Here is a 17,771-nt window from a genome sequence, read left to right on the forward strand (position 1 = left end):
TTTTCGTTAAAATTGCGAAATTATAGCAAATTTAAGGATAAAAATGAGTAAAAAAGCACTTTGTATCATAAGTGGCGGTATGGATAGTACTTTGTGTGCTTATCTAGCCAAAAAAGAAGGTTATGAAATCATCGCTTTGCATTTTGATTATGAACAACGCACTCAAGAGAAAGAAAGAGAATGTTTTAAGCAAATTTGCAAGGCTTTAAAAGTAGAAAAATCTTATATTTTAGATGTGAGTTTTATCAAAGATATAGGGGGTAATGCCTTAACCGATAAAAGTATAGACATTCCTAAAAATGAGCTTTGCATAAGCGATACCCCACCTATCACCTATGTGCCTTTTCGCAATGGAATTTTCTTAAGCATAGCAGGATCTTTGGCTGAAAAGGAAAATTGTGAGAGTATTTTTATAGGGGTGGTAGAAGAAGATGGCAGTGGTTATCCTGACTGTACTGATGAGTTTATACAAAAGGCACAAGAATTTATCAATGAAGGTACGAGTAAGAATTTCAAAGTTTGTATAAAAACTCCGCTTGTTAGACTGAACAAAGCTAAAATTGTAGAACTAGCCTTAAAAGAAAATGTACCTTTAGAACTTACTTGGTCTTGTTATGAGAGTGAAGATGAAGCATGTGGGGAGTGCGATAGTTGTTTGCTTCGTTTAAGAGGTTTTGAAAAAGCAGGGTTTAAAGATAAGATCAAATATAAGTCCTAGTTTTCACTAGGACTTAAAGCTTAGTTTAGAGTATAAAGCTTGTTTGCTCCATCTTGATAAGAAAGAATGTTGATTTTTCCATCTTTAAAGAAAATGCTTCTAGCATTAGTGATAGAGCTTGGGAAAGCGATAGTTTTTACTACTTCTTCCTTAACTGGATCAATTACGGCAATCACATTGTGATTTTTGCTTAGTGCATAAATTTCTCCATCTTTAAAAGTCATAGAAGTTACATAAAGATCGCCTAAAGTTTTACCTTCTTTAAGATTTGCTTTTGGAGTAAATTCTCCTGAAAGAACACGATCTTTTAAAGAAATTTTAGAGATTACAAAAGTTTTAGCGTCTTTGTTGTTTGGAACAGTTGCAAGATAAAGATAATTTCCATCTGTAGTCATGCTTGCTACATGGTTAAATTTTGCTCTTACAGTATCAAGTCTTCCACGACCTAAACCTTCGCCTTGGCCTTTAAATTTATCATTACCTTTTACAAAATCAGCGTATTGTTTAGCGATATCTTCTTCACTTGCATTAGGATTTTTTGCAAATCTTAAGAAAGATTTGTTTGAGCCCATAAGAATGAATTTATCGTTCATATAAGGTATGATGCCAATAATTGGATCGATAGTAGCTGAAAAATAAGGATCAAGCTCAAAACCTTCTTTAACGCTAAAATTATTATCTAAGAAAGCCACATCCCATTTAGAGCTTGCTACAAATTCATTGTTGATATAATCAAGAGTATTGATGGCTTTGTCAAAATTTATAGTTTGTTCATTTGTGATTTTAAGCTCATCATTGATTTTTGCAAATGGAGCATTGTTGATATCATTATCAAATTTTATGCCAAGTTTTTCACTTGCAGGTGCAAAAGCATAATCAGGAGCTTTAACATCGCGCTTTCCTAAGAAAGAAATATTTTGCCATAAACCATTCCAACCTTCTTTACTCCAAATGATGTATTTTGGATTTAAGCTAAATCTTACAGGATCGCCTTGTCCCACATAAGGAGGAATTCCTGTGCTTACAAAAGCTTGGAAAACATTTGAAGCTACTACAATCGCACTGATAACTACAGCTGCGAGAGAAAATTTCGTATATTTTCTAAATTTTTCTCCATTTAATTCTGCTTCAAAAGCATTAAATTTAGGAGCAAAAGCAAAAATCACACCTAAAAGCAATACAACAGCCCAAAATACCACTTCAGCCCAAAAATAAGTATGGATACCAAAAACTGCTAAACCAAAACCTTGATCTAAATCTCTATGAGCGTGATTGCCATAGTGAGCAAAAGATTGATAAAGGCCTACTGCTGTCATGATTAAAAGAGCAGCAAGGTATTTACCTTTCATACCATAACGAACAATGAAAAGCGCCATCACACCGATAAAGATCATTGCTTCTCTTTGTCCCCAGCAAAGTGTGCAGGGACTATCACCCAACATATAACCAAATACAAAATTTGCAATACCTACAGGTAAGAGTATGATCAAAAAGCCTGCTAAACACATTAGTGTGTAGAAATTTTTTGTTTTATTGATTTCGTTCATTTAGCCCTCCCTTACAGATTCATTATTGTTAATAGTGCGCCTGTTTTGTGGCCAACATAGAAAAAAACCATTAAAAGCCAAGCTACCATTACTAAACCAAAAGCCAAATTTTCTTTTTCTGGTTTTTTGATAATCAGTATCAAGGCGATTAAAACTAATAAAAGTTCAAGAAACTCCATAGTATCTCCTTATGAAATAAAAACCGTTAATTTTACTTTAAAAACATAAATTAAAGATAAATTTTTTATTAAAATTTCGTGTTAATTTAAATTAACACGAAAAAAGTTACTGAAAGCTACTTAATTTTTCAGAGAGTTTAGACGCACCATTTAGAACATTTTGAGAGATATTATTGATTTCGGATGATAAATCTTTAACAGAATTTGCAAGTTCATTAACCTTGTCTATGCTTGTTCCTAGGATAAGCATTTTATCTTTTACTTCCATGCTTTTATCTTTCATGGTTTGGGTTGATTCTATAGAGCTTTCTAGTTTATGCATAGAATTTACAAGTTCTTGTTGTAAATCATTGGTTTTTAAAGAGGTTTCTTTCATAGAATCATGGATAAGATCCATCAAGGCTTTGTTGTCATTGATTTGTTGGACTATAGCATTAACAGTAGCATTTATATTTAAAAGAGATTTACTTGTTTTATCGGCAAGTTGACCTACTTCATCAGCAACAACTGCAAAACCCCGTCCATGTTCGCCCGCTCTTGCAGCTTCAATAGCTGCATTCAAGGCAAGTAGATTGGTTTGATCGGCTATATCTCTAATAGAACTCGTAATTTCTATAATATTATCTGCACTTTGAGTTAGATTATCCATATTGGCTACTATATTTTGCTCTTTTTCATTATTTTCATTTATTAAATTTACAAGTTCAGATAGAGTAAGTTCTACCTTATCCATCAGTATGTGCATATCTTGCATATTTTCTATGCTTTCTTGTGCTAAATTTCCCGCAAGATTGATATGATCATCTAAGACATAGGTGATTTCTTTAACGCCTTGAATTTGTTCATGTTGTGAATTAGAACTGTTTTCAAGCATCATAGAGTTGTTTTTGAGCTTTTGTGAATTTTGATGACTTGATTTAGCATTTTCTATGGCTTCTATGATTGAGTTTTGAACGGTGGATATAAATGAATTAATATATTGAGCACTTTGTCCAAGTTCGCTTTTTGGATCTATATTTAAACGAGAGTGTAGATTGGCTTCTTTACTAGCTAAATTAGCGCTTAGTTTTTCTAAAGTATGAATTGGCATGATGACTTTTTTTAGTGTTAATAAAATAAAAAATACAAATAATACAAGAGTGATTCCAAATACTGTTAAAGCGATATAAAATTTAAATAAATTAGATTGTTCTACAGCATTTTGAGTGAAAGCGTTAAGTTGTTTTAACTCTTTCATAAGAGAATTATTCTCATAAATAGAAGAATTATCTTGCATAATAGAAATCTGTTTTACAATCATTTTATAGTGTTTTAGAAAAAGTTGTAAATTTTCACTTTTTGTATCGTTTTTGATTTCTTTCATAAGGCTGTTGAGTTGATTGAGTGTTGTTTTTTGCAAAATACTTTCAGTTGAAAGAACGCTTAACATAGAACTCATTGTTCTATAGTTGTTTTTATTTGTTTCATGGTTTTGTTCTAATTCTTCAAAATAATTTTTAGCTAACTCAAACAAATAAAGTTTTGAATTTACCGCTATGGAATTTGCGGATTTGAAATAATTAAGCTGGATTAGTTTGGCATTAAAAATTTCTTCCGCTTTGCTTATATCAATCCCAAAAGTTTTAAGTTTTTTAAAGTTTTCTTGCATTTTTTTTATTGCTTGAACACTTGGATCATAGTTAATAAAATTAAAACTATTTTGAAAAACGGAATTGATTTTTTCATCTGAAATTTGTAGCTGCTGAACTATGTTTATTAAGTCTTTATTATCTTTAGATGAGGAGTAGTTGTTAAAAATAATACCTAGCAAAACAAGAATAAAAGCTAAAACTAGCGTAGATAAAATAATAAATTTTATCAAAAATGAACTTTTTTTATTTGTCATGATATTCTCCTGTCAAGCTTTCTAGGAATGCAACTATATTATCAACTGTTTTTTGATCTAAAAATTTTCCTAGTTGATAGTAAGCCATAAACTGAACACAAGCATCTAAAGTAGGTATAGAACCATCATGAAAATAAGGCGCGGTTTTGGCTATATTTCTTAAACTAGGAACCTTAAATATCATTTTATCAGCTTCTCTTTTTGTGATTTCATAGCGTCCTAAATCTTCTTGATTTGGGTATTCTTCAAAAATACCGATTTTTTGAAACATATTTCCACCTATATTTTGACCTTGATGACAAGAAATGCAGCCATTAGCTTTAAAATCTTCATAACCTTTTTTAGCTTGAGCTGAAATAGCATTTTGATCTCCGCTAAGATAGCGATCAAAAGGAGAATTTGGAGTGATTAAGGTTTTTTCAAATTCTGCAACTGCAAGAGCTATGTTTTCTACCGTAACTTCTCCATAAAGTTTTTTAAAAGTTTTTACATAATCTTCATTAGAATTAACTTTTTGTAAAAGAAGTTCAGGACTTAGTCCCATTTCTTTTGGATTAAAAAAAGGCACCTTTGCTTGTTCTGCTAAATCTTTGGCTCTGCCATTCCAAAATTGCACAAAATTAAACACAGAATTAAAGGTTGTAGGAGTGTTAAAAGGTTTATCAAGTTGATTATCAACTCCTATTGAAAATTCAAGTCCATCAACGCCGTGTTGATCAAGCCTATGGCAGGTATTACATGAAACTTTTCCATCTTTGGATAAGCTTTTATCCATATAAAGACTTTTTCCAAGCTTAGCTTTTTCTTTATCATAAGGGATGGAATTTGGAATAGGGGTTATCATATCTACTGCAAAGACTATATTTGCATAAGATAAACATAAAATTATTATTATTTTTTTCATAATAAATTTCTACCTTAAGTTTAAATTTCTCAGAATGTCATTATACTTTAATTTTGGTAAATTGTTTAATATATTGATATTTTTTATTTAAAGTTTTTTTATTTTATTGCAAAGTTCTCCTAAATTTTCTATGACACAACGTACTTTATCTCCTGATTTTAAAAAAGTAGGTGGATTTAACCCCATGCCCACTCCACTAGGAGTTCCCATAGATATAATACTTCCAGCTTTTAAAAGCATGCCCGCGCTAAGTTCTTCTAAGACATAAGCAATATCAAAAATAAATAATTGGGTGTTAGAGTTTTGGCGTAGTTCATCATTGACATAGCTTTGAAGTTGGAGTTTAGGAGGATAAGAAATTTCATCTACGCTTGTGATATAAGGTCCCATTATAGTGCTACCTTCAAGACTTTTTGCTCGGTAGAATTGTTTGTGGCGTTTTTGAAGTTCGCGAGCTGAAATTTCATTGATAATAGTATAGCCAAAGATATAATTTTTTGCATCTTTAGCTTTGATTTTATAAGCATCTTTACTTAAAATAAATGCAAGCTCACATTCATAATCAAGCTGAGAAGTTACATCTGCATGTAAAGGTATATCGCCAAAAGGTGGCGTAGCTTGATTGCAGCGTTTTCCAAAATATACAGGATATTCTCTTTCTTCAAATTTTTCACCCTTAAATTTGGCAGATTCTTTGGCATGATCTAAAAAATTAATCCCAAGACATATAATATCTTGACGAGGTTCTATAATAGGAGCTAGATAATCTTCTTTTGGAATTTCATAGGCTATTTTAGAATCCAAGTCTGTAAGCTTGTGTTTAAATTTATCAAAATAGATAATAAATTCATTCATATCGTTAGTTTCAATGCCAAGATCAGCAAAACTTACAATTTTTCCACTAGAATTTAGTACTCCTAGATTGGGTTTTTGATCCTGTATAAAATTAACAAATTTCATTAGAAAATCTCGCTTTTTTATTTAATTATACTTAAAGTTTTAGTAAGAATTATTTTTTTGTTTTAAAATTTGGTAAAAAAGTGATTGATTGTAGCGTAGTGAAACATCATTTTATTTTATGGAATTGTTGAAAATTTCTTTTATGTTTATTTTTGAGTTGATATCAAAATTTTGATTTTTATATTGAAATTTCAAACGATAAGAATGCAAACACAAACGCAAGGCACCTGTAAGTTTTAAGCGTTCTTTAGGATTTAATTTTTCATCTAAAATGCTTTCGATTTGTTCTTTGCTAAGCCCATAAAGCGGATCTCCTAAAATGGTATGGTTTTTATAGTGCAAATGCACTCTTATTTGGTGTTGCCTGCCTGTTAAGGGTTTGCAAAGTAAAAGAGTGGCGTTGATTTTAGGAAAGTATTCTAAAATTTCAAATTCAGTGATAGCCTGTTTTCCTTCTTTGCAAATTTGCATTCTTGTTTTTATATCATCGTAGTTTTTAGTTAAATTTATAGCTTTATCAACTATAAAATTTTCTTCTATTTTTCCATGAGCTAGAGCAAGGTATTCTTTTTGAACTAGTTTTTTTTCAAATAAGCTTTTAAGATCAATTTGTGCTTTTTTGTTTTTGGCTATAAGTATAAGTCCGCTCGTTTCTTTATCGAGCCTGTGTGTTACGCAAGCTTCTTTTCCCCAAAGATGCCAAATTTCATCACTAAGACTGTATTTGCAATGTCTACCATTTGGATGGCTTAAGATCCCACTTTCTTTTTCAAGTATGGCAAAGTCTTCATTTTCAAAGACAATTTCTACTCCTTTGGGGTTGTTTTCATAGACTATAAGCTCTACTAAACCATTTAAAATTTTATTCTTTTCTTCTACTAAAATTCCATTACAAAAAAGTCTTTTTTTGTCTATGAGTTTTTGTGCTTCATTTATGCTAATTTTTAAATTTTCCATAAGGACTTGAAACGCCTTTTTTCCATTGTTTGAGAGTTTTATTTTTATGTAGGCCATTTAATAACTTTCTTAGGATAATTTGATATAATTTCCGTTTTTTAAAATATAAAATTATAGCTAAAAAGGTTTCAAAGATGGTTGAAAGATATAGCAGAGAAATCATGGCTAAAAAATGGGACATGCAAGCAAAATATGATGCGTGGTTAAAAGTAGAATTAGCCGCTGTAAAAGCTTGGAATAAACTCGGTCTCATTGATGACACAGACTGCGAAAAAATTCTTAAAAATGCAAAATTTGATATTGCAAGAATAGATGAAATAGAAAAAACCACAAGACACGATGTTATCGCTTTTCTTACAAGTGTAAGTGAAAGTTTGGGAGAAGAGAGTCGTTTTGTGCATTATGCAATGACAAGTTCTGATTGTATAGATACAGCTGTTGCTTTACAGATAAAAGAGAGTTTGGAGCTTATTTTAGATGATGTTTCTTTGCTTTTAGAAGTGATCAAAAAGCGTGCTTTGGAGCATAAAAACACCTTAATGGTAGGAAGAAGTCATGGAATTCATGGAGAGCCTATCACTTTTGGTTTGGTGTTAGCTATTTGGTATGATGAAATTTTGCATGCAAAAGAGCTTTTAGAACATGCAAAAGAAGTGATAAGCTATGGAAAAATCAGCGGTGCAATGGGAAATTTTGCTCATGCACCTCTGGAATTTGAAGAAGAAGTTTGTAAAAATTTAGGTCTTAAAGCTGCTCCTGTTTCAAATCAGGTGATTCAAAGAGATCGTTACGCTCAAGTTATTTCTGCTATTGCGATTTTAGCTTCAAGTTGTGAGCAAATCGCTGTAGCCATAAGACATTTTCAAAGAACTGAAGTTTATGAGGCTGAAGAGTATTTTAGTGTAGGACAAAAGGGAAGTTCAGCTATGCCACATAAAAGAAATCCCGTTTTAAGTGAAAATATCACAGGGCTTTGTCGTGTGCTTAGATCTTTTGTAACTCCAGCTTTAGAAAATGTTGCACTTTGGCATGAAAGAGATATATCTCATTCTAGTGTCGAAAGATTTATTTTGCCTGATGCTTTTATCACGGCTGATTTTATGCTTATGCGTCTTACAAATATGGTTGATAAGCTTTTGGTTTATCCTGAAAATATGATGAAAAATTTAAATCTTACAGGCGGGCTTGTATTTTCAGGGAGGGTGCTTTTAGAGCTTCCATTTAAAGGCATTAGTCGTGAAGAAGCTTATAAAATAGTTCAAAGAAATGCTATGAAAGTTTGGGCGGATTTGCAAAATGGCAAGGCTGCTATCAATGAAAAAAATGAAAGTTTGTTTTTGTTGGCACTTTTAGAGGATGAGGATTTAAGAAAAAGTTTGAGCGAAGAGGATGTAAGAAAATGTTTCGATTATAACTACTATACAAAAAATGTTGATGCAATTTTTAAAAGAACATTTAAATAAAAAGCAAGGAAGGCAATGAAAGTTATTAAAAGAAATGGTCGCACAGAAGAATTGGATATTTCTAAGATTAAAAAATGCACCTCTGATGCTGTAAAAGATTTAGAAGGTGTGAATTTAAGCGAACTTGAACTCGATGCAAAGATTCAATTTCGCGATGGAATTTCAACTGAAGAAATTCAAAAAACTTTAATTAAAACCGCGGTAGATAAGATAGATATTGATTGTCCAAATTGGACCTTTGTTGCAGCTAGACTTTTTTTATTTGATTTGTATAAGAAAGTTAATGGTATGAATCGCTATAATCATTTGCGTGAATATTTTGAAAAGGGCGAAAAAGAAGGAAGAATTTTACTTGGTCTTAAAGAAAAATACGATTTAGATGATTTAAATGCTTATATTAAGCCTGAACGCGATATGCAATTTACTTATCTTGGTATAAAAACTTTATATGATAGATACTTGATTAAAGATAGTAAAGGTATGCCTATAGAACTTCCTCAACAAATGTTTATGGCCATTGCGATGTTTTTAGCGCAGAATGAATTTAATCCCCAAGAATGGGCAAAGAAATTTTATGATCTTATTTCTAAATTTGAACTCATGCTTGCAACTCCAACTTTATCTAATGCAAGAACAACGCGCCATCAACTTAGCTCTTGTTATATAGGATCAACCCCTGATAATATTGAAGGTATTTTTGATTCTTATCAAGAAATGGCTTTACTTTCTAAATTTGGTGGTGGTATAGGTTGGGATTGGTCTAAAGTGCGTGCTATGGGTGGAAGCATAGATGGGCATAAAAATGCCGCAGGAGGGATTATACCTTTCTTGAAAATTACCAACGATATTGCCGTGGCAGTAGATCAACTAGGTACTAGAAAAGGGGCTATAGCGGTTTATATAGAGCCTTGGCACATGGATATAAGTGATTTTATTGATTTGCGTAAAAATTCAGGTGAAGAAAGACGCCGTGCTCATGAACTTTTCCCTGCTTTATGGATCAATGATCTTTTTATGAAGAGAGTAAGAGCTAATGATAAATGGACTCTTTTTGATCCTGCAGATACAGCGGATTTGTGTGATTTATATGGCGAGGCTTTTGAAAAACGCTATGAAGAATATGAAAAAGATGAAAGCATTACCAAAGAAATCGTAGAAGCTAAAGAGCTTTGGAAGAAAATTTTGCTAAATTATTTTGAAACAGGCTTGCCATTTTTATGTTTTAAGGATAGTGCTAATAGAGCAAATCCAAATGCTCATGTAGGAATTATTAGAAGTTCAAATTTATGTACTGAAATTTTTCAAAATACCGAGCCAAATTATTATCAAATTAAAGTAGTTTTTGAAAATGGAGATGAGCTTCATTTTGATGAAGAGCAAAAGGTTGTGATCGATGGGGGATATGAAAAACCAGCCAAAAAAATATCAACTTTAGATAGCATTGATGGTAATAAAGTTTATATAGTGGAAAAATATAAAAATGATGGAAAAACAGCCGTTTGTAATTTAGCAAGTATAAATCTTAGCAAAGTATATACTAAAGAAGATATAGAGCGTGTTGTGCCAACGGCTATTCGTATGCTTGATAATGTAATTGATTTAAATTTTTATCCTCATAGAAAAGTAAAAGATACAAATTTAAAATCTCGCGCCATAGGACTTGGAGTGATGGGTGAAGCACAAATGCTTGCTGAGGCTAAGATTCATTGGGGAAGCGATGAGCATTTAAATAAAATCGATGAGATTATGGAGCAAATTAGCTTTGAAGCTATTAATGCGAGTTCAAATTTAGCTCTTGAAAAAGGTTCTTATGAAGATTTTGAAGGATCAAATTGGAGCAAGGGGATTTTTCCTATTGATGTAGCAAGTCCTAAGGCTAAAGCTTTAACTTTAAGAGAAGGCTTATTTGATCAAAGTGAATGCGACTGGGTTAAACTTAGAGAAAAAGTTAAAAAAGATGGTATGAGAAATGGTTATTTGATGGCCATTGCGCCTACTTCTTCTATTTCTATCTTGGTGGGTACTACGCAGACTATAGAACCTGTTTACAAAAGAAAGTGGTTTGAACAAAATTTAAGTGGTATGATACCTGTTGTTGTGCCAAATTTAAGCCTTGATACTTGGCAATACTATACTCCAGCCTACGAACTTGATCAAAAAATTCTTGTAAAGGCTGCTGCTGTGCGTGGTAAATGGATCGATCAAGGGCAGAGTTTAAATATCTTTTTATCACTTGATAAAGCAAGTGGGGGATATTTAAATGAAATTTATCAACTCGCTTGGGAGCTTGGAGTAAAATCTACTTATTATTTAAGAAGCGAAAGCCCTGATAGTGAAAAAGTTAATGTTGCAGATCGTAGCATAGAATGTGAAGGTTGCCAATAAATACTAAAACCCAATGAAAAGCATTGGGTTTTAAAAGATTAAGAATTGTAAATTTCTTTATCTAGAGCTTTTAGATTTTTTGCAGTACAAAGTGCCGAAGTCATAGCTCCTGAGACATTGCTTGCTGTTCTTGCCATATCTATAATAGGATCTATGGCTAAAATCAAACTTAGCATGACAAAATTATTACCAAATCCAATCCCTGCTAGCATAATAGAAGCTGCCATAGTTGCACTTCCAGGTACCCCAGCTATACCCAAGGATCCAATAACAGCTACCAAAACTATCATTAAAGCAAATGTAAAATCAATATGTGTATGTGTAGCAAAAGCTACAAAAACTGCCGCTAAAGCTGGAAAATATCCTGCACAACCATTAAGTCCTGTTGTTGTACCTATAGATGCTACAAAATTAGCTATAGCTGAATTAACTCCAAATTTATTTTGCAAAGTTGAAGTGGTCATAGGCAAAGTGCCCAAAGAAGATCTTGAGCTAAATGCAAATAACCATACAGGAAATGCTTTTTTTGCATATTTTATAGGGTTTAGCCCTTGTGAAGCAAGAAGTAAAAAATGCACCCCAAACATTATAAACATAGCCATATAAATAAGCATTATAAAAAGCCCAGCTGTTTTGATAGCTTCAAAACCATTGCTTAAAAGCACATTAGCCATCATACAAACTACAGCATAAGGCATAAATCTAATAACTGTAGCAGTCATGTTCATCATAATATTATAAAAGATTAGGATAAAATTATGAAAACTTTTAAAGGCTTGTTCATACTCTTCTTTTTTAGAAATTTTTTTAGCACTAATTCCTACAAAAAAAGAAAAAATGACAATAGCTATAATATTTTCTTTATTAATAGCTGTAATGATGTTGCTAGGTATTAGCCCTAGTATAATATTTGAAAAAGTTTGAATTTCGCGAATTTGTTTATCTCCTTCATGTATAGCAAAATTACTTCCTAAATCAAAACTATAACCTAAAAATATACCCAAGGTTGCAGCTATGGCTGTGCTAAAGAGTATCCAAAAAAGACTTATTCCAAGCAAGGAGGATATTTTGATATTTTTATCAATTTCTATAATTACTTTTATAATGCAAATGCTTACAAGGGGAACAACCAACATTTTTATAAAAGCTACAAAAACAGAACTTACAAATGCAAACCAATGTTTTGTTTCACTATACCAAAGAATATTACTTGCTTCTTTAGCATCTGGAAAATTTGCCAAATATTGCAAAGCAAAACCAAACCCCAAACCCATTAAAAGCGCAAATAGCATGCGAAGAGAAAAATTGATTTTTATATCCCGCATTTTTTTTAATGCGTAAAAAACAACACAAAGCATAGCAAGAGTAGTTATAGTATGAGCTTGTGAAATCATTAGAAAATCTTGAAAAAATTGTTTATCCATAAAAAGTCCTTATAAGAAACTATAATCAAGCACAAGGTATATGAAAATATACTTGTATAAAGGCTTGATTTTATATAATGGTAGCATAAAAATATTTTAAATAAGATAAAATTAGTATGATTTATTCTATATCTTTATGTAAGCAATGTTCAAATATAAATTTGTGTTCTTGTGGTAAGGCTTCAAATAAAGCATTTGCTAAATTTCTAATCTCCCAAAGAGCTGATTTTGAACTACGCAAAGATATGAAATTTTGTAAACTTCTTGCATTAATTGTTAGTGTAAGTTCGGTTTTATAGCTTTCTGGTAAGCAGTATTTGGCTATATCTAGACTAATGCTTTTTTGTAAAATAGTGCGTAAATTTTCTAAGGCTTTAATGCTTGCGTTATCAACCTCTTCATTACCACAAAGCACAAGATAACGGCTTGCATTTTCAAAATCTCCTATTTTAAATTCAGCTTCATTGCGAAGTTCTTTTAAGGTATAACGCGTGCTTTTTACACTAGGACTAGTGTGACGGTGTCTTGCAACTTCTTGTAAGCAAGCTCTTGAAATTCCTTGTATATAAAAAGTATAGTTTAGATGTTCTAAGGTTGAAGCGTGTTTGAATTTGTTGCCCACGCGATCGATAAGTTCTTTATCTTTTTCGCCACCGCAATCGCCTTTTTCAAAGCTTTGCCAACAAGTTCTTGTTGCATGAGAACAAACAGATAATGGAGTGTGAAAAAGTAAAGTGATTTGCATGCTTATTCCTTTTTTGATAAAAATATTTTTTGTAATTCTTGCATTTTTTACTTAAAATTCTAATGAAATAAAAAGTTTTATCAAGCTATAATTAGATAAAAAAATAAGGCTTATTATCAATGAAACAAACAAAATATATTTTTGTAACAGGTGGAGTTTTAAGTTCTTTGGGTAAAGGGATAGCTGCTGCTTCTATCGCAACACTTTTAAAAAATTCAGGGCTTAAAGTGAGTATTTTAAAAGCTGATCCTTATATCAATGTTGATCCAGGCACTATGAGTCCTTTTGAGCATGGAGAGGTTTTTGTAACTGATGATGGAGCAGAAACGGATCTTGATTTGGGGCATTATGAGCGTTTTTTGGATGAGAGTTTATCTCAAGATAATAACTTTACTACAGGACGGGTTTATCAAAGTGTGATTGAAAAAGAAAGGCGTGGAGAATATCTTGGCAAAACCATTCAAGTTATCCCTCATATAGTAGGAGAAATCAAAGATCGCATTAAAAAAGCAGGAGAAGGCAAAGATATACTTATCGTTGAAATAGGCGGAACTGTTGGGGATATAGAAGGCTTGCCTTTTTTAGAAGCTATTCGTGCTTTGCGTTTGGAAGTGGGTAAAAATAATGCTATGAATATTCATCTTACTCTAGTACCGTTTATCAAGGCTGCAGGGGAATTAAAAACAAAGCCAACTCAACATAGTGTAGGCGAGTTAAGACGCATAGGCATTAGTCCTGATATGATTATTTGTCGTAGTGAAAAAGCTCTTGATAGAGATTTAAAAGATAAAATTGCTATTTCTTGTGGGGTGGAAAAAAATTGCGTGATAGAAAGTGTTGATGCGGCTAGTATTTATCAAATTCCACTTAATTTTTTAAAGCAAGATATTTTAAGCCCTATTGCTGAAATTTTGGATTTGAAAAATTTAAAACCTAATATGGAAAATTGGGATTCTTTGGTAAAAAGAGTTATAGCTCCAAGTAATGAAGTTAAAATCGCTTTTGTAGGTAAATATGTGGATTTAAAAGAAAGCTATAAAAGCCTTACTGAAGCTATTATACACGCAGGTGCAGCCCTAGATACTAAAGTGGAGTTAAAATGGGTAGATAGTGAAAAACTTGAAAATATGGAAAGTGCTGAAGTATTTAAAGATGTGAGTGGAATTTTAGTTGCAGGGGGATTTGGATATCGTGGTGTAGAAGGTAAGATAAAAGCCATTCAATACGCAAGAGAAAATAAAATTCCTTTTTTAGGAATTTGTTTGGGTATGCAGCTTGCTTTGGTGGAATTTGCTAGAAATGTATTAAAACTTAAAGATGCAAATTCAAGTGAATTTGATGAGAAATGCCAAAATCCTGTGGTTTATTTGATTGATGAATTTATGGATACAAATGGAGAAAAACAAATTCGTACTGCAAAAACTCCTTTAGGCGGAACTATGCGTTTAGGAGCTTATAAATGCGATATTAAGGAAAAATCCCTTTTGGCTAAGGTTTATAATGAAGCAAAAAGTGTAAAAGAACGCCATCGTCATCGCTATGAAGCAAATCCAAAATATAGAGCAGATTTTGAAAAACACGGTTTGATTGTAAGTGGTGAAAGCAAAGGATTGATCGAAGCAGTTGAGCTTAACTGTCATCCTTTTTTCTTGGCTGTGCAATTTCATCCAGAATTTACTTCAAGACTTGAGCATGTTAATCCTGTGATTTGCGGTTTTATCAAGGCAGCTATAAACTATGAAGATAATTAATAAAAATGAAATTAAAAAAATTTTGGCTTCACGCTTTGAAAAAGATTTGCATACCAAACTTTGTGATCTGCCTTTGCCATGCTGTTTAAAGGATGCATATAAAGCAGCTAATCGCATCAAAGAAGCTGTAGAAAAAAATGAGAAAGTCGCTATAGTAGGGGATTATGATGTTGATGGAATCATTTCTTGTGTTATTATGGCGGAATTTTTTGATGATATAGGTTTTGATTATATAGTAAGAATTCCAAATCGTTTTAAAGATGGATATGGATTAAATGCTGAGATTATCAACGAACTTGATGTAAATTTAATAATAACAGTAGATAATGGAATAGCTGCTCTTGAAGCAGCCAAACTCTGCAAAGAAAAAAATATAGATTTGATTATCACTGATCATCATATGCCTCAAGATGTTTTGCCTGATGCTTTTGCCATTATCAATCCAAAGCAAAAAGATTGTGATTTTCCAGAAATTGAAATTTGTGGAGCACAGGTAGCTTGGTATTTGATAGCGGCTTTAAAAGAAGTTTGCAAGCTTAAATACGATATGAGTAAATTTTTAGAACTTTTGGCGATTGCAATTATTGCAGATATGATGGAGCTTAGAGATTTAAATCGTGCTTTAGTAAGGCGTGGTATAGATCATATTAACAAATCCAAAAGAGCTGCTTTTAGGGCTATTAAGCATTATTATCAAAAGGATAAATTTGCTCTTGATAATATAGGGTTTTTAATTGCTCCGCTTATAAATAGTGCTGGAAGAATGGATGATGCAAGTATTTCTTATGAATTTTTACACACTAAAGATTTTAATAAAGCTTTAGAATATCTAGAGCAAATTGTTAGTTTTAATGAAAGTCGTAAAGATGAAGAAAAACAGCTTTTTGAAGATAGTTTAAATCAAATCGATGAAAACGATTCTTGTATTGTGGTATCGGGCTTAAATTGGCATGAAGGGGTTTTAGGGATTGTGGCAAGTCGTTTAGCTAAACATTTTAATAAACCTGCTTTTGTATTTTCTCAAAATGAAGAACACTTAAAAGGCAGTGCAAGAAGTGTTGGCAAGATTGATATTTTAGCTTTAATTTCTAAGACAAATTCTATATTAAGCAATTATGGCGGTCATAAAGGTGCTGCTGGAATCAGTTTAAACTCTGAAAATTTTGAACAATTTAAAAATAAAATCAAAAAAGAATGTTCGCAAATTTCTGAAAGTGAATTTTTGGATACGGATGAAATTTTAGGAATCTTAGAACCTAGCGAAATTGATTTTGAAATGCTTGAAATTTTAGAATCTTTTGAACCTTTTGGACATAAAAATCCACGACCTTTTTTTGTTTTAGAAAATCTTTGTGTAAAAAATAAAAAACTTCTAGGTAAAGATGAAAAACACTTAAAGCTTATTTTAACCAAGGAAAATAAAACCATAGAAGCTTTATTTTTTAATTTTGATAAAGAGCCAGAATTGAATCAAAATATTTCTTTGCTTGGAAGTATTTCTAAGAATGAATTTAGAGGATTAGTAACTCCACAATTTGTTATTAAAGAAATTTTATAAATTTTATAAAATTTTTATTTATTATTTATTAATATTATATAAGTTTCATTAATGAAACGAATTTTAACAAAATAAGGGGAGAATTGTGAAAAAGTTACTATTATGTGTATTAGTATTTTTATCTATAGGAGCATGTATGGCAGAAGCTAAACCAAAGATTGCTATTTTAGCAACAGGTGGAACTATAGCGGGTTCTATTGATAGTGCTGTTGCCACAACAGGTTATACAGCTGGGGTTGTTGGTGTAGATGTTTTAATCAAAGCGATTCCACAAATTCAAGATTTAGCTAATATTAGTGGGGAACAAATAGCAAATATTGATAGTTCAAATATGCGTGATGAAATTTGGCTAAAGCTTGCTAAAGAAATCAATAAGCTTTTTGCTGAAGGGGTGGATGGTGTGGTTATAACTCATGGTACTGATACCATGGAAGAAACTGCTTATTTTCTAAATTTAACCATTAAAAGTGATAAGCCTGTAGTTTTAGTTGGCGCTATGCGTCCATCAACTGCTATAAGTGCAGATGGGCCAAAAAATCTTTACAATGCTGTAGCATTAGCTGCTGATAAAGAGTCTAAGGGCAAGGGTGTTATGGTAGCTATGAATGATAAAATTTTAAGTGCTAGAGGTGTAGTAAAAACCCATAGTTTAAATGTTGATGCTTTCTCTTCTCCTGATTTTGGGGATTTGGGTTATATAGTAGATGGTAAAGTCTTTTTCTATAATAATGTTACTAAAGCTCATGCAAAAAACGCTCCTTTTGATGTAAGCAAACTCACAAGTTTGCCAAAAGTAGATATTCTTTATAGCTATTCAAATGATGGTAGTGGTGTCGCTGCAAAAGCTTTATTTGAACATGGAACTAAGGGCATAGTTGTTGCAGGAAGTGGTGCAGGAAGTATACATGAAGATCAAAAAAATGTTTTAAAAGAGCTTATAAAAAAAGGACTTGATGTTGTTGTAAGTTCAAGGGTTGTAGCAGGTCGTGTTGCTGTGAGTGATTCAGATGAAAAATTAGGTTTTATTAGTGCTGAAGATTTGAATCCTCAAAAAGCAAGAGTTTTGCTTATGTTAGCGCTTACAAAAACAAGTGATCCTAAAAAAATTCAAGAGTATTTTTTAAAATATTAAAATTTTTTAAATATTTCTAAACTTAGGGAATTTATCTTCCCTAAGTCAAGCCTTTTAATCCTAATAATAGTATATTATATCTTGCATTTTTTATTATCATTAAAATATAGCCCCCATTTTTTAACCCACCAAATACTTATATAAATACTTACACAAATATTTA

Annotated in this window: 14 protein-coding genes; 6 read left to right on the forward strand and 8 right to left on the reverse strand. The window is 31.8% G+C overall.

Features of this window, described 5'->3' with window-relative positions; all coding sequences use genetic code 11:
• Positions 1–43 precede the first annotated feature (43 nt).
• A complete protein-coding gene (gene queC, locus AJN70_RS04510; protein WP_002880646.1) occupies positions 44–718 on the forward strand; it encodes a 7-cyano-7-deazaguanine synthase QueC in 675 nt (224 codons plus the stop codon).
• A gap of 20 nt (positions 719–738) precedes the next feature.
• Here the strand turns inward: queC and dsbI are convergent, their stop codons facing one another.
• From dsbI to AJN70_RS04540, 6 genes are all read right to left on the reverse strand, one after another.
• Entirely contained in the window at positions 739–2,265 is a 1,527-nt protein-coding gene (dsbI, locus tag AJN70_RS04515; protein ID WP_002860863.1) for a disulfide bond formation protein DsbI, read from the reverse strand.
• Positions 2,266–2,276: 11 nt separating this feature from the next.
• A complete protein-coding gene (gene dba, locus AJN70_RS04520) occupies positions 2,277–2,444 on the reverse strand; it encodes a disulfide bond formation protein Dba (RefSeq protein ID WP_002779270.1) in 168 nt (55 codons plus the stop codon).
• A 106-nt stretch (positions 2,445–2,550) separates the two neighbouring features.
• Positions 2,551–4,329, reverse strand: a complete 1,779-nt coding sequence (locus tag AJN70_RS04525) for a methyl-accepting chemotaxis protein (RefSeq protein WP_002860864.1) — start codon at positions 4,327–4,329, stop codon at positions 2,551–2,553.
• Positions 4,319–5,233: a cytochrome-c peroxidase gene (locus AJN70_RS04530; RefSeq protein WP_044778565.1), complete on the reverse strand. Its 915-nt coding sequence runs from the start codon at positions 5,231–5,233 to the stop codon at positions 4,319–4,321. The genes AJN70_RS04525 and AJN70_RS04530 overlap by 11 nt, the downstream gene beginning before the upstream one ends.
• Before the next feature lie 87 nt (positions 5,234–5,320).
• Entirely contained in the window at positions 5,321–6,193 is an 873-nt protein-coding gene (locus AJN70_RS04535; protein ID WP_002860866.1) for a fumarylacetoacetate hydrolase family protein, read from the reverse strand.
• Positions 6,194–6,304: 111 nt separating this feature from the next.
• Positions 6,305–7,207: an RluA family pseudouridine synthase gene (locus AJN70_RS04540; RefSeq protein ID WP_070277449.1), complete on the reverse strand. Its 903-nt coding sequence runs from the start codon at positions 7,205–7,207 to the stop codon at positions 6,305–6,307.
• A 77-nt stretch (positions 7,208–7,284) separates the two neighbouring features.
• Here AJN70_RS04540 and purB point away from each other — a divergent pair, with 77 nt between their 5' ends.
• Both purB and AJN70_RS04550 read left to right on the forward strand, forming a co-directional pair.
• On the forward strand, positions 7,285–8,613 hold the full coding sequence (gene purB, locus AJN70_RS04545; RefSeq protein WP_070283740.1) for an adenylosuccinate lyase: 1,329 nt from the start codon (positions 7,285–7,287) through the stop codon (positions 8,611–8,613).
• Positions 8,614–8,628: 15 nt separating this feature from the next.
• Positions 8,629–10,998: a ribonucleoside-diphosphate reductase subunit alpha gene (locus tag AJN70_RS04550; RefSeq protein WP_002860869.1), complete on the forward strand. Its 2,370-nt coding sequence runs from the start codon at positions 8,629–8,631 to the stop codon at positions 10,996–10,998.
• A gap of 38 nt (positions 10,999–11,036) precedes the next feature.
• Here AJN70_RS04550 and AJN70_RS04555 read toward each other — a convergent pair whose 3' ends face one another.
• Both AJN70_RS04555 and thyX read right to left on the reverse strand, forming a co-directional pair.
• Positions 11,037–12,422, reverse strand: coding sequence for a cation:dicarboxylate symporter family transporter (locus AJN70_RS04555; protein WP_070286370.1), 1,386 nt, complete (start codon positions 12,420–12,422; stop codon positions 11,037–11,039).
• Positions 12,423–12,543: 121 nt separating this feature from the next.
• The gene (gene thyX, locus AJN70_RS04560) at positions 12,544–13,167 is read right to left on the reverse strand and encodes an FAD-dependent thymidylate synthase (protein ID WP_002853111.1); all 624 of its coding nucleotides are present in this window, start codon (positions 13,165–13,167) and stop codon (positions 12,544–12,546) included.
• A gap of 119 nt (positions 13,168–13,286) precedes the next feature.
• On the opposite strand from thyX, the gene AJN70_RS04565 reads away from it, so the two are divergent.
• The 3 genes from AJN70_RS04565 (at position 13,287) to AJN70_RS04575 (ending at position 17,608) form a co-directional block, all read left to right on the forward strand.
• Entirely contained in the window at positions 13,287–14,918 is a 1,632-nt protein-coding gene (locus AJN70_RS04565; protein WP_002860871.1) for a CTP synthase, read from the forward strand.
• On the forward strand, positions 14,905–16,476 hold the full coding sequence (gene recJ / locus AJN70_RS04570; RefSeq protein ID WP_002866784.1) for a single-stranded-DNA-specific exonuclease RecJ: 1,572 nt from the start codon (positions 14,905–14,907) through the stop codon (positions 16,474–16,476). Before AJN70_RS04565 ends, recJ begins: the two co-directional genes overlap by 14 nt.
• An 85-nt stretch (positions 16,477–16,561) precedes the next feature.
• Complete coding sequence (locus tag AJN70_RS04575; protein WP_074469943.1) at positions 16,562–17,608, forward strand: type II asparaginase; 1,047 nt, start codon at positions 16,562–16,564, stop codon at positions 17,606–17,608.
• The last annotated feature ends 163 nt before the right edge of the window (positions 17,609–17,771 follow it).

The organism is Campylobacter sp. BCW_4341, assembly GCF_001764255.1.
Lineage (GTDB): Bacteria > Campylobacterota > Campylobacteria > Campylobacterales > Campylobacteraceae > Campylobacter_D > Campylobacter_D jejuni.